Raw genomic sequence first — 25,338 nt, 5'->3', positions numbered from 1 at the left:
GTGGCCCGTTCCGGATCGGACGCGCTGGGCACCCGTCAGCGGCTGGAGGTGCTCGGCGGGTTCGTCGGCTTCTTCACCGTGCTGGCGGTGGTCAACGCCGTCGGGCTGATCGTCACCGGAAGGCCGTCAGCACTGGCCTCGTTCGTGCTCGTGCTGATGCTCGTCCTGTCGTGGCTCAACTTCCGCGCGTGGCGTCGGGCGGACCGCGCGGTCAAGGGCCCCTGAGCCGCGGCCGGCGGGCGCCCTCCTCCCGGGCGAGCCCCGCAGGAGTGTTCTTCAGCGTCCGCCTCAGCGCCCGTCGCGCCAGGCCACCAGTGACTCGACCAGCTCGAGCGGGTAGTCGGGCCCGTCGACGCCCACGGTGAACAACGTGATGCCCTCGGCATGCAGCGCCTCCGCCGTCCGTCGCGCCGCATCCGGTGACTCGGCACCGCCGATCTCGGTGGAGCGTTCGATCTCGGCTGGGTCGCGGCCCACGTCAGCGCAGTGCGCGGCGAGTACCGCGGACTTGTGGCGGTAGGTCTCCACGTCCACGAACGAGTGCCAGATGTCGGCGTGCCGCGCGACGTGCCGGAGCGTCTTGCGCTCCCCGCCGCCGCCGAGCAGCACCGGGATGTCGCGCGTGGGCGCGGGGGTCAGCCGGGCCAGTCGGTTCTCGATGCGCTCCAGCGAGTCGCCGAGCGCGTCCAGCCGCGAGCCCTTCGTGCCGAACTCGTACCCGTACTCGGTGTAGTCGCGCTCGAACCATCCGCTGCCGAGCCCCAGGATGAGCCGCCCGCCCGAGATGTGGTCGACGGTGCGGGCCATGTCGGCGAGCAGGTCGGGATTGCGGTAGCTGTTGCAGGTCACCAGGGCGCCGATCTCGACCCGCTCGGTCTGCTCCGCCCAGGCGGCGAGCATGGTCCAGCACTCGAAGTGGGCGCCGTCGGGGTCGCCGTACAGCGGGTAGAAGTGGTCCCAGTTGAACACCACGTCCACACCCGCGTCCTCGGACCTGCGGACGGCGTCGCGCAGCAGGCGATAGTCGGGGGCGTGCTGCGGTTGGAGCTGGACGGCGATGCGGACCGGGCGTTCGGCGGTGGCGCTCATGGTCCCATTGTGCGGGCGGTGGGCGGAGCGCGCATCCGTGCTCCGCACCACGCGCCCGGGTTCAGCCCTCGCGGTCGAGGACAAACCAGAAGTGCTCGCCGTCGGAGACGGTGCCGCGCCCGTTCATCACGGCCAGGAGGGTGGTGGGTCGCCCGGAGGCGTCGGTGTCGACGACGACGAAGTGGTCGATCACCGGCAGCCGGTCGTACACCATGGAGGCGGTCGGCCGTCCGCGGAACGAGACCTCCCACAGCGAGGCCCCGCCGCCGCCTGTCGCCGACGTATCGGGAACGACGTCCCCGGAGTCGTCGGTCACGAGGATGGGGTCGACCTTGCGTGCGTCGGTGAAGTCCTTGCCCCACCAGCGCATCTGGCCGAGCATGCTGAACATCTGGTGCCCGGTGTCCAGGCCGGTGCCGCGCCAGCGGCTGCCGGCGATCTCCTCGACGCGGGCCGGCTCGAGGGCGTCCCACAGGGCGGAGACCCGCTCGGAGGGGACGGTCTCGAGGTTGCGGATCTCGGTGAGCTCGGCCGCGCTCACAGGCCGTACGTCTTTCCGATGATGTCGCGCTGGACCTCATTGGTGCCGCCGTAGATCGGCGAGACCACGGCCTGGCGGACGAGACGCTCCATGCCGTACTCGGTGGCGTAGCCGTAGCCGCCCATCGACTGCATGCACTCGAGGGTGACGCGCTTGCTCAGCTCGGTGGCCTTGAGCTTGACCATGGACGCCTCGCGCGGGAAGAGGGCGTCGGGGTCCGACTCGTCGACCTTCCTGGCCACCGCGTAGACGAGCAGGCGGGTGGCCTCGATCTCGGTGGCCAGGTCGGCCATGCGGTGGCGGATCACCTGGAAGGAGCCGACGGGGCGGCCGAACTGCTCGCGCTCCTTGATGAAGTTCAGGCAGTCGTCGAACGCACGCTGGGCCACGCCGAGCTGCATGGCGGCCAGGATGAGGCGCTCGGTGTTGAGGCCGGTCATGAGCTGCTGCCAGCCGCCGCCGACCTCGCCGACCACCGCGTCGGCCGGCAGGCGGACGTCGGTGAAGTAGAGGTCGTTGACCTCCTTGCCGCCCATGGTGTCGATGCCGGTGATCTGCAGGCCCTCGATGTCGGCCGGCACGTCGAACATCGTGATTCCCTCGTGCTTCCTGCCCGACGAGTCGGTGCGGGCGACCAGCAGGATGCGGTCGGCGAAGTGGGCGTTGGAGCACCAGGTCTTCTGGCCGTTGATCACCCACTCGTCGCCGTCGCGCTCGGCCTTGCAGCGCAGCGCGGCCACGTCGGAGCCGGCGCCGGGCTCGGACATCGAGATCGACAGGGTGCCGCCGCCCACTGTGAGCTCGAGGGCGCGCTTGCGCTGTTCTTCGTTACCGAACTTCTCGTAGGCGGCGGCGGTGATCAGGGTGGGGCCGATGCCGCCGATGGGGGCCAGGCCCTTGAGCGAGTGCTCGAGGAGGAGGCAGAGTTCGACCGCGCCGGCGGCGGAGCCGCCGTACTCCTCGGGGATGGTCAGGCCGAGCCAGCCGAGTTCGGCCATCTTGGCGTAGATCTCGGGAGAGTGGGTGCCACCCTCCATGGTCAGCTCGGCACGCTTCTCGACGCTGCCGACCTCGCGGGCACAGAAGTCGTCGATCGACTTGGCGAAGTCACGCTGCTCTTCGGTGAGGATGTCGAACACGTCGAGCCTCTTTCCTTGCTGTAGGGGTGTCGGGAACGGTCGCAGTCGACTACTGTGGCCGGTATCACCGTACGCTACATCAAATATATGTGATCTGAAACGGGAGGCTTCCGATGACCACCACCGAGCCGAGCAAGACCGGCCCCACCTTCGCCAGCCTGGACCCGCGCGACGGCACGGTCCTCGCGGAATACCCGATCGCCGGCCCGGAGGAGGTCGCCCTCGCCGTGGAGCGAGCCCGCGCCGCCGCCGCGTGGTGGGCGACGCAGGGGCCGCGTGGTCGGCGAGAATGGTTGCTGGAGTACAAGCGTGCGATCTCCTCTCGCGCGGCCGAGCTGGCCGCGCTGATCTCCGCCGAGACCGGGAAGCCGGACGAGGACGCGACCCTCGAGGTGTTGCTCGCGGTCGGCCACCTGGAGTGGGCCGCCAAGAACGCCAACAAGGTCCTTCGTCGTCGCTCCGTCTCGGCCGGTCTGCTCATGAGCAACCAGTCCGCGTACGTCGAGTACCAGCCGTTCGGCGTGGTGGGGGCGATCGGCCCGTGGAATTACCCGGTCTTCACCCCGATGGGCACGCTGTCCTACGCCATGGCCGCCGGTAACGCGGTCGTGTTCAAGCCCAGCGAGTTCACGCCGGGTGTCGGCGTGTGGCTCGCCGAGGTCTGGGATTCTCTCGGCGCCTCCCAGCCGCTCATCCAGACCATCACCGGTGACGGCTCGACCGGCGCCGCACTGTGCAGGGCGGGCGTCGACAAGCTGGCCTTCACCGGTTCCGCCGCGACGGGCCGCAAGGTCATGGCCGCGTGCGCCGAGACCCTCACCCCGGTCGTCATCGAGGGCGGCGGCAAGGACGCGGTACTCATCGACAAGGACGCGAATCTCGACGCCGCTGTGGATCAGACCGTCTTCGGCGCCATGGGCAACGCGGGCCAGACCTGCGCCGGCGTCGAGCGGATCTACGTGCACGAGGACGTCCACGAGGCGTTCGTCCACAAGTTCGCCGCGAAGGTCCGCGCCCTGTCGCCCGGCACCTCGATCAGCTCGAGCTACGGTCCCATGACCATGCCCTCGCAGGTCGACATCATCCGCCGCCACGTCAAGGACGCGATCGCCCGCGGCGGCAGGGCCGTGGTCGGTGGCGAGGAGTCGGTGGGCGACCGGATCGTCGAGCCGGTCGTGCTGGTCGACGTGCCGGAGGACTCGACCGCCATCACCGAGGAGACCTTCGGCCCGACCGTGACCATCAACAAGGTGCGCGACCTGGAGGAGGGCGTCGAGAAGGCCAACGCCGTCAACTACGGCCTGGGCAGCGCGATCTTCACCAAGGACCGCAAGCGTGGACTCGCACTCGCGGAGAAGGTCGATGCCGGCATGGTCTCGATCAACTCGTTCCTCGCGTTCGCCGGCATCGCGGCCCTGCCGTTCGGTGGCTCGGGCGAGTCGGGCTTCGGCCGGATCCACGGCGCCGACGGGTTGCGGGAGTTCTCCCGCCCGCGCTCGATCACGGTCGAGAAGTTCGCCGCCCCGCTCAATCTCATGACGATGACCCGCAAGCCGCGGGACATCAAGATCGTCAAGTGGATGCTCACCAACGTCCAGGGAAAGATGTGATCCAGGCATGACCGCGACCACGCCAGGTACGACCGGGGATGTGTCGACGACGACGAAGCCGTCGCCGTCGTCGGCCGACACCCGGCAGCAGACGGTCCCCGGGGTGTTCGGTCCGATCCCGGTGGACATGGTCCCCGACGCGGACAGGGCGCATCCGCTCACGGCCAGCGTGCCGTTCAAGCCGGGCCGCTGGTACTGGCGCGATCTCATCGCGTCGCTCGACCCGGTGACGGACGCGGCCGAGATCCACCGCATCACCGCCGCATACGAGTTCCCGTGGGACTACCAGCGGGCGCTCGAGCTGGCGCTGTACCGCACGTACTGCGTGCCGTCGGTCTCGGCGGTGCTGGCCGCGGCGGGCAACTTCCGGGAGGCACCGCAGCAGCGGTACGACGACACGGCGCTGCTCATGGCCGAACTCGTGGAGCACGGTGTCGATTCGACGCGCGGCAGGGAGTCGCTGCGGGTGATCAACCGGCAGCACGCGATGTACGACATCACGAACGACGACATGCTGTACGTCCTGTCGACGTTCATCTACGAGCCGCTCGAGTGGATCGACGCCAACGGCTGGCGCCGGCTGCACCCGAACGAGCGGCTGGCCGCGTTCCACTTCTATCGCGGGGTCGGGCAGCGGATGAACATCGCCGACATCCCGGAGGACATGGGCGAGTTCCGGCGCTGGCGGGACGCCTACGAGGCCCGGGTGTTCCGCTACGCGGACACCAACAACGAGATCGGCAACTACACGCTCGACCTCATGTGCGCGTGGTACCCGCAATCGGTGCGGCCCCTGGTCCGCAAGGCCGTGCAGTCGCTCATCGACGACGACATGGCGCGGGCGTTCGGCTTCCCGGCGCCGGCGCCGCGGCTACGTGGAGCCGCCTACGCGGCGATCCGCCTGCGGTCGCGCCTCATCCGCTGGTTCCCGGTCCGCCGTAAGGCGTACGGCACGGAGGGCACGGAGAACCGGACCTATCCCGGTTACCCGACCGGATACCGGCCTGCGGACCTCGGGGCGCACCCCATCACGCCCCGGGATCGGATGGCGGGCGGCGGGTGCCCGGTCCCCCACGGGATGGCGGCCGACCGAAACGATACTTCGGTGGACGGATCCGGGGGAGGAGCGCCCGAGGGGGAGGTGGCGTGACCACGGACGCGGCGCCGGCCCGGCCGCTCGGTGCTCCGGACCGGTTCGCCGCCGACGAGCGGTGGGGCGCCCGGGCGGCGCTGCTGCTCCGGCCGTTCGCCGACGTGCGATCGGGGCCCACGCCGGCCGAGCGGGCCCGGATCGCCGAGGCGCTGGGCTCCGGTGATCCGGTGGCCGATGCGGTGCTCGAGTCGATCTCCCGTGGTGACACCACGATGGCCCGGGTGCGGGCGGCTCTGCACGCGGCGGTGTCCGGCGAGGCGGCGCCGGCGGGGGAGCCGGACGAGGTCGCGGTCTTCGTGCGCGCGGTCACCGAGCTGCCGGACTGGCTGGACCCCGAGCTCGCCGACCGGGGGGCTCGGGTCTGCCTCCGGGCCGGGCTGACCGGTCAGGACGTGCTGGGCGACCTGGCCTTGCTGGGCGGCTACCGGCCGGCGGCGACCACCGAGGTGCTCGCCTCGACGGGGCGCCTCACGGGGGAGGGCACCGCGAAGCGGGTCGCAGAGACCATGGCCTGGTGGCACGCGGTCGTGGCGCCCGACGGCTGGCGGCCGGGCAGTCCCGGCTGGGAGACCACCGTGCACGTGCGTCTCATGCACGCGCGCGTCAATCGGGCGATGCTCGACAAGGGATGGGACGTGGCGGCCAAGGGCCAGCCCATCAACCAGGCCGACATGGCGGCCACCAACGGTCTGTTCTCAGCCACGTTCCTGCTGGGCACGCTCGTGCTGGGCATCCCGCACACGCCGTCCGACGCCCGCGCGGTCCTGCACCTGTGGCGCTGGATGGGGTGGGTCATGGGGGTCGATGAGGACTTCCTGCATGACACTCCCCGGCGTGCGTTGCGGGACATGTACCACTTCCTGCGCACGTCCCCGCCGCCCGACCAGAATTCGGTGATCCTGGGCCGGGCGCTGCTGGACTCGTACGGGCACACGGATTTCCCGCGCCTGCCGACGCTTCGTCGGCGGCTGGACGTGGCCCGCCACCGGGCCACGGCGACCTACCTCAACGGCCCCGCCGGGATGCGTGAGTTGGGGCAGCGGCCGGCCGTGCCGTGGTATCCGGCGCTGCTCATCCCGGCCAACCTGGCCGCCCACGGGGCCGCGCTGGTGTCGCCGAAGGCGCGGCATGCCCTGGAGCGCCGCGGCTACCACCGGATCCGCCGGCAGATCACCCGCTACTCACGCGGGGCCGTCACGCCCCTCGCCTGATCGCCCGTCGGCCGGCGTGGCGCGCCGCTGCCGGTGAGAAGCAGGCTTCGGTCCGAAGCCGCCCCGGCCGCCGCCCCGGCCGCCGGCCCGGCCGCCGGCCCGGCGGTCACATCGACAAGAGGGTTCCGCACACGACGTCCGAGAGAATGGTGTGCGGAACCCTCTTCTCGTTGCGCCGGTCAGGAGTTCGGCGTGGGTGATCAACGGGGGAGGAGCACGGTTCCGGCGAGTTGGCCGAATCGTGGTGCGGCAGCCGGATCGAAACCGGTTCCCTGGCCGCCGTCGAGCACCACCGCGAGGGCCGCGTGGACCCGCACGCGGGCCGTCGCGTCGTCACGCGCATCCACCGGGACGCTGCTGCCGGGTGTCCCCGCGTCGCGGACGAGCCGCGCCCACCGGTCGAGCTGCCGACGTTGGGAGCGGCGCAGTTGATGCCGGTCCTCGGCGTCGATCGCCCCCAGCTCCGAGTGGTAGAGCATCAGGTCGGGCCCGTGGGAGAACGCGATCGACACGTACGCGTCGAGCATGTCGGTGAGGGCGTCGGCGGGGTCGGTCTCGGCACTGTTCAGCGCGGCGTGACTGTCCAGCAGCCCCTCCACCAGCGTGGCGGTCCGGTTCACGGCAGCGGTCAACAGCGCCGACTTACCGGGGAAATGTCGGTAGAGCGCGGACGCGGCGACGCCGACATCGGCGCCGATCGACTCCATCGACACACTGTCGTAGCCCGACGAATGGAACCTGGCGATCGCGGCGGTGATGGCACCTTCGCGGGTCGCCGCGCCCCCGCGAAGACGAGGGACACTGCCGCCGCCGGAGCGCAGACCGGTGCTCCCGCCGCTGCCGCTGCTGGAGCGCAGACCGCTGCTCCCGCCGCTGCTCCCGCTGCTGCCGCCGCTGGTGCTGCGGGTGCTGGCACTGCCGCCCCCGTTGCTGCCGGGGCGCTGCGGCGGGGCCACCGTCGCGAGGTCGTCGGCGATCGAGGTCATGAGCGCGACCGCGTCGGCGTCGGCCAGCTCGATCCGATGATGGCCGAGCGAGGCGATACACGAGAGGATCGCCGCAGCTGCCGAGCTCGCGCCGGCCGGGTGGCCGTCTCGTCGTCGTCCCCGAACGGCGTCGGCGAGCCGGCGCCGCACGTGGGCGTCGACCTCGAGCACCGCGGCGCGATCCTCGGGCGTGAGGTAGCGCCCCTGCCAGCGATACAGCGCCGCCCGCGACCGGTGGCCCAGCGTGGTGCGCGTGATGGACGCGACCATCTCCTCGAGGGTCGGTGGCGTGTCGGGGCCGGATACGGCTGCCGCGACCGTGGGTTCGGAGGCCGCCTCGAGTGCCAGGGCCAGGGTGGCGACGGCATCGCGGAACATCTCGTACTTCCCCGGCACGTGCCGGTAGAGCGCGCCGGGAGTGACCGCGAGTCGCTCGGCGATGTGCTCGACCCGCGTGGAGTGATACCCGCGACGGGTGAACTCGTCGGCAGCCACCAGCGCTATATCCGCACGTCGAGAGCCCTCATCGGGCGCACAGAGCGACGCGATCGGCGTCTCGGGATGCGTGGGCGAGGAGGTCACGAAGGCTCGGCTCTCGGGTTGGTCGGAAGCGGGGTGTGATCTTGACAACAGCGGTTACAGTGGCCATAGTAAACCCCAATTCACAGATATATGTGATCGAATCTACGTAGTCGGTGCTCCGGCGACAGTTAATTCCACAAGCAAACGCGGAAGGGAACTCCCACCCATGTCAGTGCCCGAGGCCTTCATCTACGACGCGGTGCGCACGCCCCGCGGACGGGGCAAGTCCAGCGGTTCGCTCCACAGCGTCGCGCCGATCGATCTCGCGGTCGGAGTGCTGCAGTCCCTGGTGGAGCGCAACGCCAGCCTTGATCCGGCGCAGATCGAGGACGTGGTCATGGGCATCGTCGGCCCGGTCGGTGAGCAGGGTGCGGTGCTGCCGCGGATCGCGGCGATCGCCGCCGGGCTGCCGGAGACCGTGGCCGGCGTCCAGGAGAACCGCTTCTGTGCCTCGGGCCTGGAGGCGGTCAACCTGGCCGCGCAGAAGGTCCGCGCCGGTTGGGAGGACCTGGTGATCGCCGGCGGCGTCGAGTCGATGTCGCGCGTGCCGATGGGTTCCGACGGTGGCGCGTGGGCGCAGAACCCGCGCGTCAACTACTCCACGTCGTTCGTCCCGCAGGGCATCGGCGCCGACTTGATCGCCACGATCGAGGGTTTCGGCCGCCGTGACGTGGACGAGTTCGCCGCCCGCTCGCAAGAGCTCGCCTCCGCGGCCTGGGACGACGGCCGGTTCGCGCGCTCGGTGATCCCCGTGGTGGACCTGGCCGGGCAGGTCATGCTCGACCATGACGAGCACATCCGCCGCGGTACCACCGCGGACGACCTGGCGTCCCTGAAGCCCTCGTTCGCCGCGCTCGGTGAGCAGGCGGGGTTCGACGCCGTGGCGCTGCAGAAGTACCACGCGGTGGAGAAGATCGACCACGTCCACCACGCCGGTAACTCGTCGGGCATCGTCGACGGCGCCACGGCGATGCTGATCGGCAACGCCGCCGCCGGCGAGCGCAACGGCCTGACCCCGCGCGCCCGGATCATCTCGGCGGCCGTGATCGGCTCGGAGCCGACCATCATGCTGACCGGGCCGACGCCGGCCGCGCGCAAGGCGTTGGCCAAGGCGGGTCTGACGATCGACGACATCGACCTGTTCGAGGTCAACGAGGCGTTCGCCGCGGTCCCGATGAAGTTCGCCAAGGACCTCGATGTCCCGATGGAGAAGATCAACGTCAACGGCGGCGCGATCGCCATGGGCCACCCGCTCGGCGCCACTGGCGCGATGATCCTCGGCACCGCGCTGGACGAGCTCGAACGCCGCGATGCCCGTTACGCCCTGGCGACCCTGTGCGTGGGCGCCGGTATGGGCATCGCCACTGTCATCGAACGTCTCTAGACCCCGCGCCGGCCGCATACCTGACAAGGACGAGAAAACCTCTCATGAGCAGCGATTTCACCAACACCATCCAGTATGAGCGCGACGCCGATGGCGTCGTCGTCCTGACCATGGACGACCCGGACCAGAGCGCCAACACCATGAACGCCGACTACCTGGCCTCCATGGAGGCCGCCGTCGACCGACTCGAGTCCGAGTCCGACGACATCACCGGGGTCGTGCTCACCTCGGCCAAGAAGACCTTCTTCGCCGGGGGCGACCTCGGCGACATCCTGTCGATCCCCGCTGACGGCGCGGACGCGGCGATCGAGACCGTCGAGCGGGCCAAGGCCCCGCTTCGGCGCCTGGAGACCCTGGGCAAGCCGGTGGTGGCCGCCATCAACGGCGCCGCGTTGGGCGGGGGCCTGGAGATCGCGCTGGCCTCGCACCACCGCATCGTCGTGGACTCCCCGGCCGTGCAGCTCGGCCTGCCCGAGGTGGGCCTGGGCCTGCTGCCCGGCGGCGGCGGGATCGTCCGCACCGTCCGCATGCTGGGCGTGGCCAATGCGCTCATGGGAGTTCTGCTGGAGGGCAAGCGCATGCGGCCCGGCCAGGCCTTGGAGATGGGCCTGGTCGACGAGCTCGTCGCGGGCCCCGGGGATCTGGTGCCGGCCGCCAAGGCGTGGATCGCCGCCAACGCAGACGATGCGGAGGCCGCGACCCAGCCCTGGGACCGCAAGGGTTACCGCATGCCCGGCGGAACTCCGTCGAGCCCGGCGCTCGCGGCCAACCTGCCCGCCTTCCCGGCGATGCTGCGTAAGCAGCTCAAGGGCGCGCCGTACCCCGCGCCGGTGGCCATCATGTCGGCGGCCGTCGAGGGTGCCGGCCTGGATTTCGACACCGCGTCCAAGGTCGAGGCCCGCTACTTCGCCGAGCTGGCCACCGGGCAGACCGCCAAGAACATGATCCGGGCGTTCTTCTTCGACCTGCAGAAGGCCAACGGCCTGGCCAAGAAATACGGCTCTGCCGACCGTGCGCCCATCGACAAGGTCGTGGTGTTGGGCGCGGGCATGATGGGCGCCGCGATCGCCTACGTGTGCGCCAAGGCCGGCATCCAGGTGGTCCTCAAGGACATCGACCAGTCCGCCGCCGAGCGCGGTAAGGGCTACTCCGAGAAGCTCGTGGCCAAGACGGTCTCCCGCGCCGCCGAGGGACAGGCCCGGGAGAAGGCGCAGGCCAAGGGCGACGCCCTGCTGGCCCGCATCACGCCCACCACCGACCCGGCCGCGGCCGATGGTGCGCAGGCCGTGATCGAGGCGGTGTTCGAGGACCCGAAGGTCAAGGAGCAGGTGTTCGCGGAGATCGCACCGCACATCGCGCCGGACGCGCTCCTGTGCTCGAACACCTCGACCCTGCCCATCACCCTGCTCGCGAAGGGCGTGGACCGGCCGGCCGACTTCATCGGACTGCACTTCTTCTCACCCGTCGACAAGATGCCGCTGGTCGAGATCATCAAGGGCGCCGAGACTTCCGAGGACACCCTCGGGCGGGCCCTGGCCCTGGTCGCCGCGATCTCCAAGACCCCGATCGTCGTCAACGACTCGCGTGGCTTCTTCACCTCCCGCGTGATCGGCACCTTCACAGGCGAGGGCATGGCGCTGCTGGCCGAGGGCGTTCCCGCCTCCACCATCGAGCAGGCCTCCTCGCAGGCCGGCTACCCGGCACCCGTCCTGGCCCTGATGGACGAGCTCACCCTGACCCTGCCCCGCAAGATCCGGGACGAGACCCGGCAGGCCGCCGAGGCCGAGGGCACACCGCTTCCGGCCCACCCTGCCGACCAGGTGCTCGACCGGATGATCGACGAGTACGACCGCAAGGGCCGCTCGTCCGGGGCCGGGTTCTACGAGTACTCCGACGGCAAGCGCGCCGGACTGTGGCCAGGTCTGGCCGAGGCGTTCGGCGGCGACGCCGAGATTCCGCTGCAGGACGCGATCGACCGCATGCTGTTCGCCGAGGCGATCGAGACGGTCAAGTGCCTGGACGAGGGCGTGCTCGAGACCACGACCGACGCCAACGTCGGCTCGATCCTCGGCATCGGTTTTCCTGGCTGGACCGGCGGCGTCGTCCGCTACATGGACCAGTACCCCGGCGGCCTGCCCGGATTCGTCGCCCGCGCCGAGGAACTCACCGCGAGGTACGGCGAGCGGTTCACCCCGCCCGCCTCGCTGCGCTCCAAAGCCGCCTCCGGCGGCACGTACGAGGAGGTCCAGCCGTGATCCGCACCCGCTTCACCGAGGAGTTCGGGGTCCGTCATCCGATTGTCCAGGGCGGGATGATGTGGGTCGGCCGCGCCGAGCTCGCGGCCGCGGTGTCCAACGCCGGCGCGCTGGGCATCATCACCGGGCTCACGCAGCCCACCCCGGAGGACCTGGTTCGCGAGATCGCCCGGTGCCGGGAGATGACCGACCAGCCGTTCGGTGTGAACCTGACGATCCTGCCCGCGATCACTCCGCCGCCCTACGCCGAGTACCGGCAGGCCATCGTGGAATCGGGCGTGAAGATCGTCGAGACCGCCGGATCCAATCCGAAGGACCACCTGCCGGTGTTCCACGAGGCCGGCATCAAGGTGATCCACAAGTGCACCTCGGTGCGGCACGCGGTCAAGGCCGAGCAGCTCGGCGTGGACGCGGTGTCGATCGACGGCTTCGAGTGCGCCGGCCACCCCGGCGAGGACGACGTGCCGGGCCTGGTCCTCATCCCGGCCGCCGCGGCCAAGCTGACCATCCCGATCCTGGCCTCCGGCGGTATCGCCGACGCCCGGGGAATGGTCGCGGCGCTGGCCCTGGGCGCGGACGGCGCCAACATGGGCACCCGGTTCATGTGCACGGCCGAGTCCCCGGTCGACGAGGCGGTCAAACAGCAGATCGTCGCCAACACCGAGCTCGACACCAAGCTCATCTTCCGCACGCTGCGCAACACCGCACGAGTGGCGGCCAACGCGATCTCCGCAGAGGTCGTGGCCAAGGAGGCCGAGGGTGCGGAGTTCTCCGACATTCAGCACCTGGTGGCCGGCGCCCGCGGGCGCAAGGTCTTCGAGGACGGCGATCTCGACGCCGGTATATGGACCGCCGGACAATGCCAGGGCCTGATCGACGACATCCCCACCGCGGCCGAACTCGTCGACCGCATGATGAGCGAGGCCGAGGAGATCATCACCTCCCGCCTGGCCGGGATGGTCGAGGCCACGGAGGCAGCGCGATGACCGTCACCGGACACGACGCCGTCAAGGTCGAGCGGGACGACCTGGGCGTGGTCACCATCAGCATCAACCGGCCCGACCGCATGAACGCGCTCGACCACCACACGGTCACCGCGCTGACCGAACTCATCACCGAACACTCCTCGGTTCCCGCGACCCGTGTGATCATCTTGGCCGGCGAGGGCGCCGCCTTCACCACCGGCGCCGATCTGCAGGCCATCAAGGAGGCCGGCGCCGACGCCCCCACGCCCGAGGTGACCATGGACAGTGCCGCCGCACTCGTGCGGGCGGTGCTGACCGCGCCGGTGCCGGTGATCGCGGCGGTCAACGGCCCCGCGGCCGGCGTCGGGGTCTCACTCGCGTTGGCCTCGGACCTGATGCTCATGGCGGACGACGCCTACCTGCTGCTGGCGTTCACCAACATCGGCCTGATGCCCGACGGCGGTGCGAGCGTGCTCCTGCCGGCGTCGGTCGGCCGGGCGGTCGCCTCCCGGATGCTCCTGCGCGGCGACGCCGTGTCGGCGGCGGAGGCGAAAGACGTCGGGCTGGCCGTCGAGGTGCTGCCCGCCGCGGACCTGCGCGCCGCGGCCACCAAGGTCGCCCGCCGCCTGGCCCGCGGCCCGCGCCGTGCCCTGGAGCTGACCAAGCGGTCCGTCACCGGCGCGACCCTGGCCGAGCTCGACGCCGCACTGGCCCGCGAGCACGAGGGCCAGTGCGAGCTGCTGGTGTCCGCCGACTTCGCCGAGGGCGTCTCCTCGATCCTCGAGAAACGACGCCCCGACTTCTCCTGACCGCACGACCGTTCCGCCCTCCCACCGCACCGACGAAAGGCCGAGACCATGACCACCGCCACGGACCCCATCGCGGACCTCCACGCCGCCCGGCGCAACACCTGGAACACGTGGGTGGGCACCCACGCCGAGATGAACCCCGACGGGGAGGCCCTGCGGTTCATGGGCCAGACCACCACGTGGAAGCAGCTGGACGAGCGCAGCGGTCGCTTCGCCGACGCGCTCGCGCGACGCGGGGTCGGCAAGGGCGACCGGGTCATGCTCATCACGCTCAACAACCCCGAGTTCATCGAGGCGGTTCTGGGCATCAACGAACTCGGCGCCATCGCGGTGCCGGTGAACTTCCGGCTCACCCCGGTCGAGCTCGCCTACCTGGTCAGCGACTGCACGCCGAAGGTCGTCGTCACCGACGCCATGCTCGCCCCGCTGGTCGGCGCCATCCGCGCCCAGGGCGAGGAGCCGGGTGAGCACATCGTGATCGGGGGCGAGCGCGGTGTGGACGCCCAGACCACCTACGCGGACGCGATCGCCGAGGAGGGCGCGCCCCACGAGCCGGTCGACGTCCCCGAGGACGCGACCTCGCTGATCATGTACACCTCCGGCACCACGGGTCGACCCAAGGGCGCGATGCTCTCCTACGAGAACATGACGGCCCAGGCGCTCACGTGCATCCGCGTGTTCCGTCTCTTCGACGAGGAGGGGCGGGCGCTGTGCGCCGCCCCGATGTTCCACATCGCGGCGCTCGGCTCGATCGCCCCGAGTCTCCAGCTCGGCGGGACCACCGTGATCCACCCGCTGCAGGCGTTCGACCCGGCCGCACTCCTCGACACACTCGAGGCGGAGCAGATCACCAGCATCTTCCTGGTGCCGGTGCAGTGGCAGGCCGTCTGCGCCGAGCAGCAGGCCCGCCCGAGGAACCTGGTCTTGCGCAACATCTCCTGGGGCGCCGCGCCGTCGACCGACACGATCCTGCGCGCGATGTCGGAGACGTTCCCGGACGCCCTCAACTGCGCTGTCTTCGGCCAGACCGAGATGAGCCCCATCACCTGCGCCCTCGACGGCGACGACGCGATCCGCAAACTCGGCTCCGTCGGCAAGGTCATCCCCACGATCCAGGCCCGGGTCGTCGACGGCTTCGGTGAGCCCGTCGCCCCCGGCGAGGTCGGGGAGATCGTCTACCGCGGCCCCACCACCATGTCCGGCTACTGGAACAAGCCGTCCGAGACCGCCGAGGCCTTCGACGGCGGCTGGTTCCACTCCGGCGACCTGGTCCGCATGGACCCCGAGGGCTTCGTCTACGTGGTGGACCGCAAGAAGGACATGCTGATCTCCGGCGGTGAGAACATCTACTGCGCCGAGGTGGAGAACGTCATCGCCGGCCACGAGCGCATCCGTGAGGTCGCCGTGATCGGCCGCAAGGACGACAAGTGGGGCGAGGTCCCGGTCGCGGTGGTCGCGCTCAACGACTCGGAGGGCCCGGACCTGCGACTGGAGGAGCTCACCGAGTGGCTGCGCGACAAGCTCGCCGGCTTCAAGCTCCCCAAGCACCTGGTGGTCATCGACGAGCTGCCCCGCAACGCCAGCGGCAAGGTCGTCAAGGGCACGCTCCGGTCCGATCACGGCACCGTCGGCGTCTGACCCGGCTGTAGACCCATGACCTTCCACCTGCCCACCGGCCGCGGCCCGGTCACCGACCTGTCGGGCCAGGTCGGCTCGCTCGTCGGGTTCTCGGTGTTCACGCTGCTGGCGTGCGTGAAGACGGTGGCGCGCGGACGGCTCTCGTTGACCGAGACCCGTGACCAGGCACTGTTCATCGCGCGCGTCTGCTCGATCCCGGCACTGCTGCTCATGCTGCCGGTGGGCGTGCTCGTCGCGGTGTCGGTGGGGGAGATGGCCGGCCGACTGGGGGCGGCCGGCTATGCGGGGGCCGTGGTGGCGTTCGTGGTGGTGGGCCAGGCCTCGGCCCTGGTGTGTGCGCTCATGCTCGCCGGGGTCGGGGGCTCGGCGATCTGCGCGGACCTGGGGTCGCGGACCATCCGCGAGGAGGTCGAGGCGATGGAGGTCATGGGACTCGACGTGGTGGAGCGGCTGGTCGTGCCGCGGGTGATCGCCACGATCCTGGTGGCGGTGGTGATGTGTGCGTTGGTCACCGCCATGGGCGTGGTCGCCTGCCTGATCTACCAGGTGTACGGCCAGGGGGAGTCGGCCGGCGCGTTCCTACAGACGTTGAGCGCGTACGGCCGACCGTCCGATCTGTGGATGGCGATGATCAAGTCGATCGCCTTCGCGATCGTCTCCGCACTCATCGCCACGTTCAAGGGGCTGCACGCGAGCGGGGGCTCGAGTGGTGTCGCGGACGCGGTCAACGAGACGGTCGTGCTGGCGTTCGTCACGGTCTTCGTCATCAACACGGTCTTCTCCGCGGTCTACGGTCTCGTGGTGCCCTCGGTCGGAAAGTACTAGAGGGGCGCGGGGGCCATGGGGGGATTCGGGGTAGCGCAGACCACGGCGTGGCAGCGTGCACGCGCGACGCGCGTCGCCGGGCGCGTGGGCCGTGTCGGCACGGCGATGGCCGAGGTCGGCCGGCATGTGACGTTCGCGGGCAAGGTCCTGGTGTCCCTGCCCACGGCGCTCGTGCGTTACCGCGGTCAGGTTGTCCGCGAGGTCGTGGACGTGGGCTTCGGTTCCAAGTCGCTGGTCGCGGGCGGCGGCACGGTGGGGATCGTGCTGGCGATGTCGGCGGTCGCGGCGATCATGGTCGGCGTCGAGACCTACCGCGGCCTCGACCTGATCGGCATGACCACCCTGTCGGGGATGCTCTCGGCGATGGCCAACACGCGCGAGCTCGCGCCGGTGGTGGCCTCGATCGCGCTCGCGGCGAAGGTCGGCACGGGCTTCACCGCGAGACTCGGCTCGATGCGGATCTCGGATGAGATCGACGCGCTCGACTCAATGTCCGTGCCCACGATCCCGTATCTGGCGGGCACGCGCCTGATCGCCACGATGATCTGCATCGTGCCGCTGTACGCGATCGGCCTGGTCGCCACCTACATCGCGACCCGGGTGGTGGTCGTCTACGTCAACGGCGGCTCGGCCGGCACGTACGACCACTTCTTCAACATCACGCTCGGCCCCGAGGACGTGCTCTATTCGCTCGTCAAGGCGGTGGTGTTCGCGGCGGTGATCGTGCTGGTGCACTGCAGCTACGGCTACTACGCCACGGGCGGTCCGGAGGGGGTCGGCCGCGCGGCGGGACGGGCGCTGCGGACGTCCATCCTGGCGATCGGCTTCCTCGACATCGTCCTGACCTTCGCGCTCTGGGGCCTGGTGCCCGAGGTGCCGGCGCTGGGGATCACGTGAGGCGGCGGGTGGCGGGGCCGACCCCGCAGAGGACGTTGATCCTGCGCGGCGTGGTGTTCACGATCGTGGCGGTGGTGGTCGGGGTGCTGCTCGTGGGCCGCGGGGCGGGGATGTTCGACTCCGGGACCAGGGTGTGGTCGGTGCTGCCGGCCGACGCGGGCCGGATCGCGGTGAACGCGCCGGTCTACCACCTGGGAGTGAAGGTGGGCGACGTCCGGGCGTCGGAGGGGACCAGGGGCGGTGCCGTCGTCGACGGCCGGGCCGCCGGCGGCGGCGCTGCAGCTAACGACAAGAATTACGACGACGACGTCGCCGAGCCCGGCACCCGCATCGAGATGCTCATCGGCGACGAGTTCGCCGACCGCATTCCCTCGAACGTGCTGGTGCGGGCCGTGCCGCGGACGCTGTTCGGGGACATCCGGCTGGATCTGGTATCGCCTCCGGTGCCGGAAGGCGCCACCTCGCGAGCCTTCGCGACCGGCGCCACGGTGACCGACGGCGAGCAGATTCCGGCCGACGGTTCCGATGAGGCGGTGCTGCTCTACGACGTGTTCACCCGCGCGAGCGACCTGCTGGTCGCGATCGAGCCGGAGAAGATGCAGATCACGCTCACCGCGCTCGCCCGCGCGCTGGACGGCCGCGGCGAGATGCTGGGTCGCACCATCGAGGACGCTGACCGTGCAGGTGCCGAACTGGCGCCGGCGCTGGAGAATGCGGCCGCGGCCTCGCCCGCACTGGCCGCACTCGCCGAGGACCTGGCCGGCGCGACGCCGCAGATCCTCGAGACACTGCAGGAGGCCACGCGGTTGTCGCAGATCGTCCTCGACCGGCCGGGTTCGCTGCGCCGACTGCTCGACGCCGGGCTCGCGGCCGCCGGGTCGGGTGCGGCCATGGCGGACCGGACCGTCCCCGGCGCGATCCGGCTCGTGGGCGACACCGGGGTGGTGTTCGACCACACCGCACGCAATCCGCACGGGGTGATCAACACCCTGTACGCGATGCGGCCGATGGGCGAGGCCGGCGCGGCCGCCTTCTCTACCGGGCGGTTCAACATCACCGCCGTGCCGTCGTTCGCCGACCCGATGCCCTACGGCCCGCAGGACTGCCCGCGTCACCACGGCCTGGCCGGGTCGACGTGTACCGGCGCGCCAACGACCGAGCACGATCCCGGTCTCACGGTCAACGCCGCCGGCGAGCGCGAGGTCCTCCGCGAACTCCAGGCAGCCGCGGCGACGGACCCCGGGACGCCGGTGCCGCCGCCCGCCGATCCGGCCGCGGATCCGGCGGCCGCGGCGTGGACGATGCTGGGTCCTCTCGTCCGGGGGACTGAGGTGGCGATCCGATGACCTCACGCAAGGGCCTGTGGCCCGCCCTGAAACTGTTCGCCTACTGCCTGATCGGTGTGCTGTGCACCATTCTCGTGGTCAACACGCTGCGCGTTCCCGTGGGCTGGGGCGCCCGCTCCTACAGCGCCGAGTTCACCGACGTCGGTGGCCTGGGCGACGGCTCGGAGGTCACGGTGGCCGGCGTGCGCGTGGGTCAGGTGCTGGGCGTCAAGCGCGAGATCGGGCCGGACGGTGATGTGATCGCGGTGGTCGACTTCGAGGTCGAGCGCTCGCACCCCGTCACCGACGGGGCGCAGGCCTCGGTCCGTTACGGCGACATGCTGGGGATCCGGTACCTGTCGCTGGACCCCACCGCGGACGGGGCGCCGGCGGTGGGCGGCGCGGCCGAGCTCGCCGAGGACTCCGTGATCCCGTTGTACGCGACCACTGACCCGGTGGATCTGACCGCGCTGGTCAACGGGTTCAAGCCGCTGTTCGAGGCGGTGAGCCCGGAGGAGGTCAACACCCTGTCGACCACAGTCGTGGCCGCGTTCCAGGGCGAGCCCGGGGCGATGGACGTCCTGCTCGCGCGGCTCGCGCTGCTGAGCCGGGACATCGTGGGCCGCGAAGACGTGTACGTCCGTCTGGCCGACAACATCGAGGAGCTCAATTCCACGCTCGTCGACCGAGGGGCGGACCTCCAGGAGCTCATCCGCGGCCTCGACACGGTCTCCGGCGCTCTCGCCGACGGGGACGGCCGGGAGCTGGCACTACTCCTCGACCGCGGCGGCAGCTCCGTGGCGACACTCGCCGCGATGCTGGACGAGACCGACGCCGACCTGCAGGCGAGCATCGAGGCGGCCCGCCACACCACTGATGGCTGGATCCCCAACACCCCCGCGTTCGATGCCGCGCTGCGGCAGGCCCCGGTGTTCGCCCGTGAGGTCAACACGATCGGTCAGAAGGGCGGGTTCCTCTCGCTCTACATGTGCAACTTCACGGTGAAGCAGGGCGACTGGGAGGCCAGCCTGTTCGGCTACCGGAACTCGGAGGCCTGCCGATGAGACCCCTCGCCCTGCTCCGGGAGAGCCTGCTGGACCTGTTCCGCGACCCGCGCCACGAGCGTCGCGGGAACACCGTGCTGGTCGGTGCCGCGTCGATCCTGCTGGTCGTCGCCCTGTTCGCAGCCAGTATGGCCCTGCCCCGTCTCTGGTACGTTTTGCGCACCGAGTACTACTCGGCCGAGTTCCACAACGCCGGTGGCCTCCGGGCCGGCGACCCGGTCCTGGTGGCCGGGGTGCCGAGCGGCCGGGTGGACTCGCTGTCGACCGACGGCAGCCTGGCCGTGGTGGGGTTCCGCCTCGACCGCGGGCAGGACCTCGGCGAGGCCAGCACCGCGACGGTCGGCTTCAAGTCGATTCTCGGCAACCGTTTCCTCGAGGTGGTCCCCGCCGGCGGTGGCGACCTGGGGTCGGACAGGCGCATCGGGGTCGCCCGGACCACATCGCCCTACATGATCGACGACATGGGCGGCGCGGTGACCGAGCTCGCCGACGGGATCGACGTCGACGCGGTGAGCGCACTCATCGACAACCTGGACAGCATCCTGCCCCAGGACGCCGAGGCGACCGGCGAGGCGATCGACGACATCTCCGCCGCGCTCGGCCTGATGGCGCGCGACGACGACCGCATGTCCCGGGTGATCGCCACGACCCGCGAACTCACCGGGGTGCTGGTGTCCCAGGAGCAGAGCATCAACGCACTCACCGACCAGTCGCTCGTGCTGGTCACCGTGCTCACCCAGCGCCGCGAGGCCCTCAGCGCGATGGTCGCCTCGCTGGAGGACCTGGCCGACCGGGTCAGCGCACTGCTCCAGGAGGAGTCCGACGACGTGAACCAGCTGCTGGTGAACATGCGCTCGATCAGTGAGACCTATCAGCGCAACATCGAGGTGATGGACGAGGTCCTCACCCGCATGCCGCCCGGCCTCCGCGCCGTCACCGACGCGTCCGGAAACGGCCCGTGGACCGACGTCGCGACGCCCACCGGGCCGATCCCGGACTCCGCGCTCTGTGCACTGGGGGTGATGGACGGATGCAACTGACACGTAGACGAGTCCTTACCGTGCTGACGGTCGTCGTCGTCGTCGTCGTCGCCGTCGTCGTCCTCATCTACCTCCTGTCCGGAGCGCGCACCGACGATCGCGTCCGCCTCTCGGCGGATTTCGCCTCGGCCGACGGCGTCTACGTCGGCTCCCAGGTGCGCATCGTCGGCGTCGAGGTGGGGCTGGTCGAGAAGGTCGAACCGAGGGGCGACGTGGTGCGCGTCCACCTCACGCTCGACCCCGGCACCGAGCTGCCCGAGGACGTCGGCGCGCTGGTCATGAACCCGGCGGTCATCGCGGACCGGTTCGTCGAGCTGACCCCGGCGTACCAGGGCGGACCCACGTTCGGGGAGGGCGGCACCATCCCGGCGGACCGCACCCGCGCCCCGCTCGACTTCGACGAGTTCGTCTCCAGCCTCGACACGCTGAGTTCGGCGTTCGCGCCGGGCGCCGAGGAGATCGCCGAGGGCCTCGACCGGGGCGCCGAGGCGCTCGACGGGCGCGGCGGCACCCTGAACCGGGCGATCCGGAACCTGTCCACGGTCTCGGCCGTGGGCGGCGACCGTGCCGAGGACCTCGACGCGATCATCACCGAACTCGCCGTGCTCATGGACGCCGCCGGGGGACGCGACCAGACCATGCGGGATCTCGTCCTGGGACTCGACGACCTCGGCCGACAGATCAGGCAGGACCAGATCGACGTGGCCGCCCCGGCCGACGATCTGCGCGTGATCCTCGACCAGCTGGACACGATCGTCGCCGAGCGCGGCGAGGACATCACCGCCACCACCGACGCGACCCGTGAGGTCACCGCGATGTACGCCGAGCACCGCGAGGACTTCGCCGAGTTCCTCGACCTGTACCCGGTCATGATGGAGAACCTCGCGATGGGCGTCGGGACGGACGGTCGCGCCCGGATCCGGCTCAACGTCTCCTCCAACATCACGCACTTCGCGCGCGGCCGCGAGCTGTGTGCCCGCGAACCGCTGCCGCTCTGCACCGGCGCCGGGCTGACCAATCCGCTGATGTTTCCCGTGGAACAGAGCGATCCGATCGGGCTGGTCGGCGCGTTCGAACGGATCACGGGGGGTGGATGAGCATGCGTGAGACCAGGACCGGACCGCACCTGGTACACGGGGTCGTCGTGCTCGCGGGGGTGCTGCTGCTCGTTGCGGCGACGGTGATCGCCCTCAACTCGGCGCGGCTCTCGCTCCAGGCGTGGCCACTGGGCATGGACACCGGGAGCGACTCTTCAGACGTAGAGATGCGTTTCGAGCGGGCCGACCGGCTCGCCCCCGGCGCCGAGGTCCGCTACGGGGAGAGCCTCGTCGGGCGCGTCCGTTCCGTCGACACCGACGGCTCCGATGCCGTGATCGGCGTGCGGCTCGAGGGCGACTCCGGCGTGCCGGCGGATGTGTTCGCCGAGATCCGCCTGCCCACCGCCCTGGGCAGCCCGTTCATCGCGCTCACGCCGCCGCGGGGCGACCGGTCGACGGAGCTCCTCGAGGACACCCGGCTCCTCCCGCTCGCCCGCACCGGCGTGGGGCCCGACCTGGAGTCGAGCCTGGCCTCGCTCGGCCTGCTGCTCAACGGCAGCGGCATCGACCAGCTGGGCACGGTGATGGAGGAGCTCACGATCGCGCTCGACGGGCGTAGCGACGAGATCGCCCGTATCCGCGACCGGGGCGACCGCGCGCTCGAACTCTACGAACTGCACCGCGACGACATCGATCGCACGATCGTCGCCCTCGACCGGGTCAACTCCGCGCTGGCGGCCCGGCGGGACCTCATCGACCGCGGCATGCAGGTCTCGGCCGACCTCGTCTCCGAGGCCGCGGCCAGCCGCGAGACGATCCTCGCGCTCATGGACACCACCGCCGCGCTGACGGTGCAGGTCGAGGAGTTCACCACGGGTACCGACGGACGGATCGCTCCCTCGCTGGCCACCCTGAAGCTCCTCCTGCAGGACATGGAGGGCTTCGGCGGGGAGGTGGCCCCGACGCTGGACGCGCTGCAGCGCTTCGTCGTCCTGTTCGACGAGGCGATCCGCGGCGACCACATGATGTTCGACGGTGCCCTCGACCTTCCCGGCTCGCTGGATTCACTCGGCACCGGCGGCGAGGCCCGCATGGGAGGCACCCCGTGAACCGCCATATCGCCGCGCAGGCGGTGCTCTTCGCGATCATCTCCGTCGTCGCGATCGCCTTCGGCGTCCGCTACATCACCGAGGACGCGGACGTCTCCCACGGATTCCGGGTGGTGGCGCACATGGAGGATGCCCGCGGGATGGGGCCCGGCGTGCGGGTCACGTACCGCGGCGTGGACGTGGGCGTGATCCAGGACGCGATCCTGGACGGCTCGGGCGGGGTCGAGCTCCGGCTGCGCATCCTCGACGGGACGCAGATCCCGGTCGATGCGCCTGCGCGGGTCGTCACGAGCACCGCGCTCGGTGACAACCGGCTCGACGTTCGCCCGGCCGACGACGCCGGGCCGTATCTGCAGGACGGGGACACGCTGCTGGTCCGTCCGGAGGATCAGCCGGCGAAGCTGGAGAATCTCATCGCGGACATCGAGACCTCCCTGCTGGCGCTCGATCCGGAATCCCTGGCCACGATCGGAGACAGCAACGCCGAGGCGCTCGAGGGCAACGGTGAGCGGCTCGGGGCGATCATCGAGGACACCGCGACCCTGACCGCGATGCTCGCCGACACCGCCCCGACCCTGCGGGGGCTCGTCGACGACGGGTTGGTCACCGTGCGTGCACTCGCCGAGCGGGACGCCCCGATCTCCGGGGCCGCGACGGTGGCCCGGGACGTGACGGGGCAGCTGGCCCGTCGCGAGGACACCCTGGTTCACCTTCTCGACCGCTCGCCCGAGGCGATGCTGCGAGCACAGCAACTGCTGGATGCCAATCGGGAGAACGCTGCCGGCCTGCTGGCCAACACCCTGGTCGTGACTCCGGTGTTCCGCGATCGCGGGCCGGCCTGGGAGGCGGGACTGACGCAGGGTGAGCGCGGTCTGCGGGCGCTCGCGGGCACGGTGCGTGACGGCCGGGCCGACTTCCAGCTGGTCGCCACCCAGGGGCCGGTGTGCGTGTACCCGTACGAGCCGCGCGACATCCACGACGAGTCGTGGCGGGAGCCGAACCTGCGGCTGTACTGCCCGCCCGCCGAGGACCTCGAACAGCGCGGGTCGCGGGCGGCGCCCCGACCGAACGACGAGGGCCTGGCCGGCGCGACCGAACCCGGCACCCGGATCGGACCGGACATGGCCGAGGACCCGGCGATCATCCCCACCGGCAAGGAGATCGCCGCGTACTGGGCGACGATGATGGAAGGACTGCAGAGCAATGACGGTTGACAACGAGGCCGTGGCCCCGGAGAACACGAGGACGAAGCCCCGCGCGGGTCGGGCGATCGCGGGTCTGGTGATCGTCGTGCTGCTGGTCGGGGTCGGTGTGCTCGGTTATCTGCTCTGGCAGGACCAGCGGCAGGACGCGCTGCGTCAGTCCGCCGCGGATGACGCCACACGGCTGGTGATCCAGCTGGCCACCTACGACCACACCGACGTCGACCAGAACCTCGACGCGGTCGTGGCGGAGGCGACCCCGGGCTTCGCGGACCGCTACCGCGAGGTCTCGGAGGGACTCCGCGAACTGCTGGCCAGCGGTGAGGGCACCTCGACAGGGACCGTCACCCACGCCGCGGTGGAGAGCCTCGACGGAGACACCGCCGTCGTCCTGGTGTTCCTCGACCAGGAGGTCACCAACGTCACCGTCCCCGACGGTCGGGTCGACTCCAGTCGCATGGTCGTGACCGTCGTCCGCGACGGCGACCGGTGGCTGCTCGAGGACGCCCAGCTCGCCTGACCCCGGCCGTGGGAGGCCGAGACGATCCACGCACCCGCCGGACGGGCGGGTAGGACCCAGAAGGAGAACCTCCCATGCTCGACGAGCTGCACCGCAACCCCGCGCCGCCGGTCACCCGGGCGCGGCCGCCGCAGATCACCGATGCGATCGATTCGCTCGGCGCCGCCAGTGGCGTGGCCAACGTGATCATGCAGCTGTCCTGGCCCGAGGTGGGCTGGGGCGTGCGCGAGAGCCGGGTCGACACCGGCAACGTGTACAAGCGGCCCTTCAAGCGGGCGCGGACCACGTTCCAGTACCTGGCGGTGGCCACGCTCGGCACCGACGAGGACAAGCGCCTGTACCGGGAGGCCGTCGACCGCGTGCACCGACTCGTGCACTCCACGCCCGAGAGTCGGGTCAGGTACAGCGCGATGGACCCCAAGCTCCAGATGTGGGTCGCGGCCTGCCTGTACATCGGGTTCGAGGACGTCTTCGAGTGGCTGCACGGTCCGATGGACGACTCGGATCGGGAGGCCTTCTACGCCTCGGCCCCGACCCTGGGCACGACCCTGCAGGTGCGCCCGGAGCAGTGGCCGGCCACCCGCGCCGATTTCGACGACTACTGGCGCGAGGGCCTGGACCGGATCCGTTTCGACGGTCCGGTCCGCAGGCACCTGATCGGGCTGACGGAGCTGCGGATGCTGCCCCAGCCCGCCAACGCCCTGTTCGGGCGGATCAACAAGTGGGTGACCTCCGGCTTTCTGCACCGCGAGTTCCGCGACGCGATCGGCCTCCCGTGGAGCCCGCGGGACCAGCGGCGGTTCGAGACGTTCCTCGCCGTGACGGCCCGGCTCAACGGCATGCTGCCGGAGTCGATCCGCACGATCAGTTACCGGCTGCTCATCCTCGACCTGCGGTGGCGGCTGCGGACGGGCCGACCCCTGGTGTGAGGCCGGCGGCTGGTGGAGGTGGAGAGAA

At 70.7% G+C, this 25,338-nt stretch carries 23 protein-coding genes; 19 read left to right on the top strand and 4 right to left on the bottom strand.

The features are described 5' to 3' along the window. Complete coding sequence (locus tag ACWGLC_RS01415) at nucleotides 1-225, top strand: hypothetical protein (RefSeq protein ID WP_452098235.1); 225 nt, start codon at nucleotides 1-3, stop codon at nucleotides 223-225. 63 nt (nucleotides 226-288) lie between these two features. Here ACWGLC_RS01415 and ACWGLC_RS01410 read toward each other — a convergent pair whose 3' ends face one another. The 3 genes from ACWGLC_RS01410 to ACWGLC_RS01400 form a co-directional block, all read right to left on the bottom strand. Next, complete coding sequence (locus ACWGLC_RS01410) at nucleotides 289-1,089, bottom strand: LLM class F420-dependent oxidoreductase (protein WP_452098234.1); 801 nt, start codon at nucleotides 1,087-1,089, stop codon at nucleotides 289-291. Nucleotides 1,090-1,150: 61 nt separating this feature from the next. Then, on the bottom strand, nucleotides 1,151-1,630 hold the full coding sequence (locus ACWGLC_RS01405; protein ID WP_452098233.1) for a GXWXG domain-containing protein: 480 nt from the start codon (nucleotides 1,628-1,630) through the stop codon (nucleotides 1,151-1,153). Then, entirely contained in the window at nucleotides 1,627-2,769 is a 1,143-nt protein-coding gene (locus ACWGLC_RS01400; protein ID WP_230929735.1) for an acyl-CoA dehydrogenase family protein, read from the bottom strand. The genes ACWGLC_RS01405 and ACWGLC_RS01400 overlap by 4 nt, the downstream gene beginning before the upstream one ends. Nucleotides 2,770-2,882: 113 nt before the next feature. On the opposite strand from ACWGLC_RS01400, the gene ACWGLC_RS01395 reads away from it, so the two are divergent. The 3 genes from ACWGLC_RS01395 to ACWGLC_RS01385 are packed head-to-tail and all read left to right on the top strand — an operon-like array spanning nucleotide 2,883 to nucleotide 6,743. Beyond that, a complete protein-coding gene (locus ACWGLC_RS01395) occupies nucleotides 2,883-4,379 on the top strand; it encodes an aldehyde dehydrogenase family protein (protein ID WP_230929736.1) in 1,497 nt (498 codons plus the stop codon). A gap of 7 nt (nucleotides 4,380-4,386) precedes the next feature. Further along, nucleotides 4,387-5,529, top strand: coding sequence for an oxygenase MpaB family protein (locus tag ACWGLC_RS01390; RefSeq protein WP_452098232.1), 1,143 nt, complete (start codon nucleotides 4,387-4,389; stop codon nucleotides 5,527-5,529). Further along, nucleotides 5,526-6,743: an oxygenase MpaB family protein gene (locus ACWGLC_RS01385; protein ID WP_452098231.1), complete on the top strand. Its 1,218-nt coding sequence runs from the start codon at nucleotides 5,526-5,528 to the stop codon at nucleotides 6,741-6,743. Before ACWGLC_RS01390 ends, ACWGLC_RS01385 begins: the two co-directional genes overlap by 4 nt. Before the next feature lie 200 nt (nucleotides 6,744-6,943). Here ACWGLC_RS01385 and ACWGLC_RS01380 read toward each other — a convergent pair whose 3' ends face one another. Beyond that, a complete protein-coding gene (locus tag ACWGLC_RS01380; RefSeq protein WP_452098230.1) occupies nucleotides 6,944-8,311 on the bottom strand; it encodes a TetR/AcrR family transcriptional regulator in 1,368 nt (455 codons plus the stop codon). A gap of 166 nt (nucleotides 8,312-8,477) precedes the next feature. Here ACWGLC_RS01380 and ACWGLC_RS01375 point away from each other — a divergent pair, with 166 nt between their 5' ends. The 15 genes from ACWGLC_RS01375 (at nucleotide 8,478) to ACWGLC_RS01305 (ending at nucleotide 25,310) form a co-directional block, all read left to right on the top strand. Then, nucleotides 8,478-9,695, top strand: a complete 1,218-nt coding sequence (locus ACWGLC_RS01375) for an acetyl-CoA C-acetyltransferase (RefSeq protein WP_452098229.1) — start codon at nucleotides 8,478-8,480, stop codon at nucleotides 9,693-9,695. 44 nt (nucleotides 9,696-9,739) lie between these two features. Further along, complete coding sequence (locus ACWGLC_RS01370; RefSeq protein ID WP_452098228.1) at nucleotides 9,740-11,950, top strand: 3-hydroxyacyl-CoA dehydrogenase NAD-binding domain-containing protein; 2,211 nt, start codon at nucleotides 9,740-9,742, stop codon at nucleotides 11,948-11,950. After that, nucleotides 11,950-12,936 (top strand): NAD(P)H-dependent flavin oxidoreductase, encoded by a 987-nt coding sequence (locus ACWGLC_RS01365; protein WP_452098369.1) that lies wholly within the window; start codon nucleotides 11,950-11,952, stop codon nucleotides 12,934-12,936. The genes ACWGLC_RS01370 and ACWGLC_RS01365 overlap by 1 nt, the downstream gene beginning before the upstream one ends. Next, a complete protein-coding gene (locus tag ACWGLC_RS01360) occupies nucleotides 12,933-13,724 on the top strand; it encodes an enoyl-CoA hydratase (RefSeq protein ID WP_452098227.1) in 792 nt (263 codons plus the stop codon). Before ACWGLC_RS01365 ends, ACWGLC_RS01360 begins: the two co-directional genes overlap by 4 nt. Before the next feature lie 48 nt (nucleotides 13,725-13,772). Then, nucleotides 13,773-15,362 carry a fatty-acid--CoA ligase FadD5 gene (gene fadD5, locus ACWGLC_RS01355; protein WP_452098226.1) on the top strand — a complete coding sequence of 530 codons (1,590 nt, stop codon included), beginning with the start codon at nucleotides 13,773-13,775 and terminating at the stop codon, nucleotides 15,360-15,362. A gap of 15 nt (nucleotides 15,363-15,377) precedes the next feature. Further along, nucleotides 15,378-16,187, top strand: coding sequence for an MlaE family ABC transporter permease (locus tag ACWGLC_RS01350; protein ID WP_452098225.1), 810 nt, complete (start codon nucleotides 15,378-15,380; stop codon nucleotides 16,185-16,187). A 15-nt stretch (nucleotides 16,188-16,202) separates the two neighbouring features. Beyond that, a complete protein-coding gene (locus ACWGLC_RS01345) occupies nucleotides 16,203-17,084 on the top strand; it encodes an MlaE family ABC transporter permease (RefSeq protein WP_452098224.1) in 882 nt (293 codons plus the stop codon). Between the two features lie 50 nt (nucleotides 17,085-17,134). Further along, a complete protein-coding gene (locus ACWGLC_RS01340) occupies nucleotides 17,135-18,430 on the top strand; it encodes an MCE family protein (protein WP_452098223.1) in 1,296 nt (431 codons plus the stop codon). Further along, nucleotides 18,427-19,473, top strand: a complete 1,047-nt coding sequence (locus ACWGLC_RS01335) for an MlaD family protein (RefSeq protein ID WP_452098222.1) — start codon at nucleotides 18,427-18,429, stop codon at nucleotides 19,471-19,473. The genes ACWGLC_RS01340 and ACWGLC_RS01335 overlap by 4 nt, the downstream gene beginning before the upstream one ends. Continuing rightward, nucleotides 19,470-20,513: an MCE family protein gene (locus tag ACWGLC_RS01330; protein WP_452098221.1), complete on the top strand. Its 1,044-nt coding sequence runs from the start codon at nucleotides 19,470-19,472 to the stop codon at nucleotides 20,511-20,513. The genes ACWGLC_RS01335 and ACWGLC_RS01330 overlap by 4 nt, the downstream gene beginning before the upstream one ends. Then, entirely contained in the window at nucleotides 20,504-21,610 is a 1,107-nt protein-coding gene (locus ACWGLC_RS01325) for an MCE family protein (RefSeq protein ID WP_452098220.1), read from the top strand. Before ACWGLC_RS01330 ends, ACWGLC_RS01325 begins: the two co-directional genes overlap by 10 nt. A gap of 2 nt (nucleotides 21,611-21,612) precedes the next feature. Next, the gene (locus tag ACWGLC_RS01320) at nucleotides 21,613-22,659 is read left to right on the top strand and encodes an MlaD family protein (protein WP_452098219.1); all 1,047 of its coding nucleotides are present in this window, start codon (nucleotides 21,613-21,615) and stop codon (nucleotides 22,657-22,659) included. Then, on the top strand, nucleotides 22,656-23,873 hold the full coding sequence (locus tag ACWGLC_RS01315; protein ID WP_452098218.1) for an MlaD family protein: 1,218 nt from the start codon (nucleotides 22,656-22,658) through the stop codon (nucleotides 23,871-23,873). Before ACWGLC_RS01320 ends, ACWGLC_RS01315 begins: the two co-directional genes overlap by 4 nt. After that, nucleotides 23,863-24,381: a hypothetical protein gene (locus ACWGLC_RS01310; protein ID WP_452098217.1), complete on the top strand. Its 519-nt coding sequence runs from the start codon at nucleotides 23,863-23,865 to the stop codon at nucleotides 24,379-24,381. The genes ACWGLC_RS01315 and ACWGLC_RS01310 overlap by 11 nt, the downstream gene beginning before the upstream one ends. 74 nt (nucleotides 24,382-24,455) lie before the next feature. Then, entirely contained in the window at nucleotides 24,456-25,310 is an 855-nt protein-coding gene (locus ACWGLC_RS01305) for an oxygenase MpaB family protein (RefSeq protein ID WP_452098216.1), read from the top strand. Nucleotides 25,311-25,338: the final 28 nt, after the last annotated feature.

It is taken from the genome of Dietzia sp. NPDC055877, from assembly GCF_053615975.1.
The sequence above is the reverse complement of the archived record's forward strand: the minus strand, read 5'-3'. Positions and strand labels throughout refer to the sequence as shown.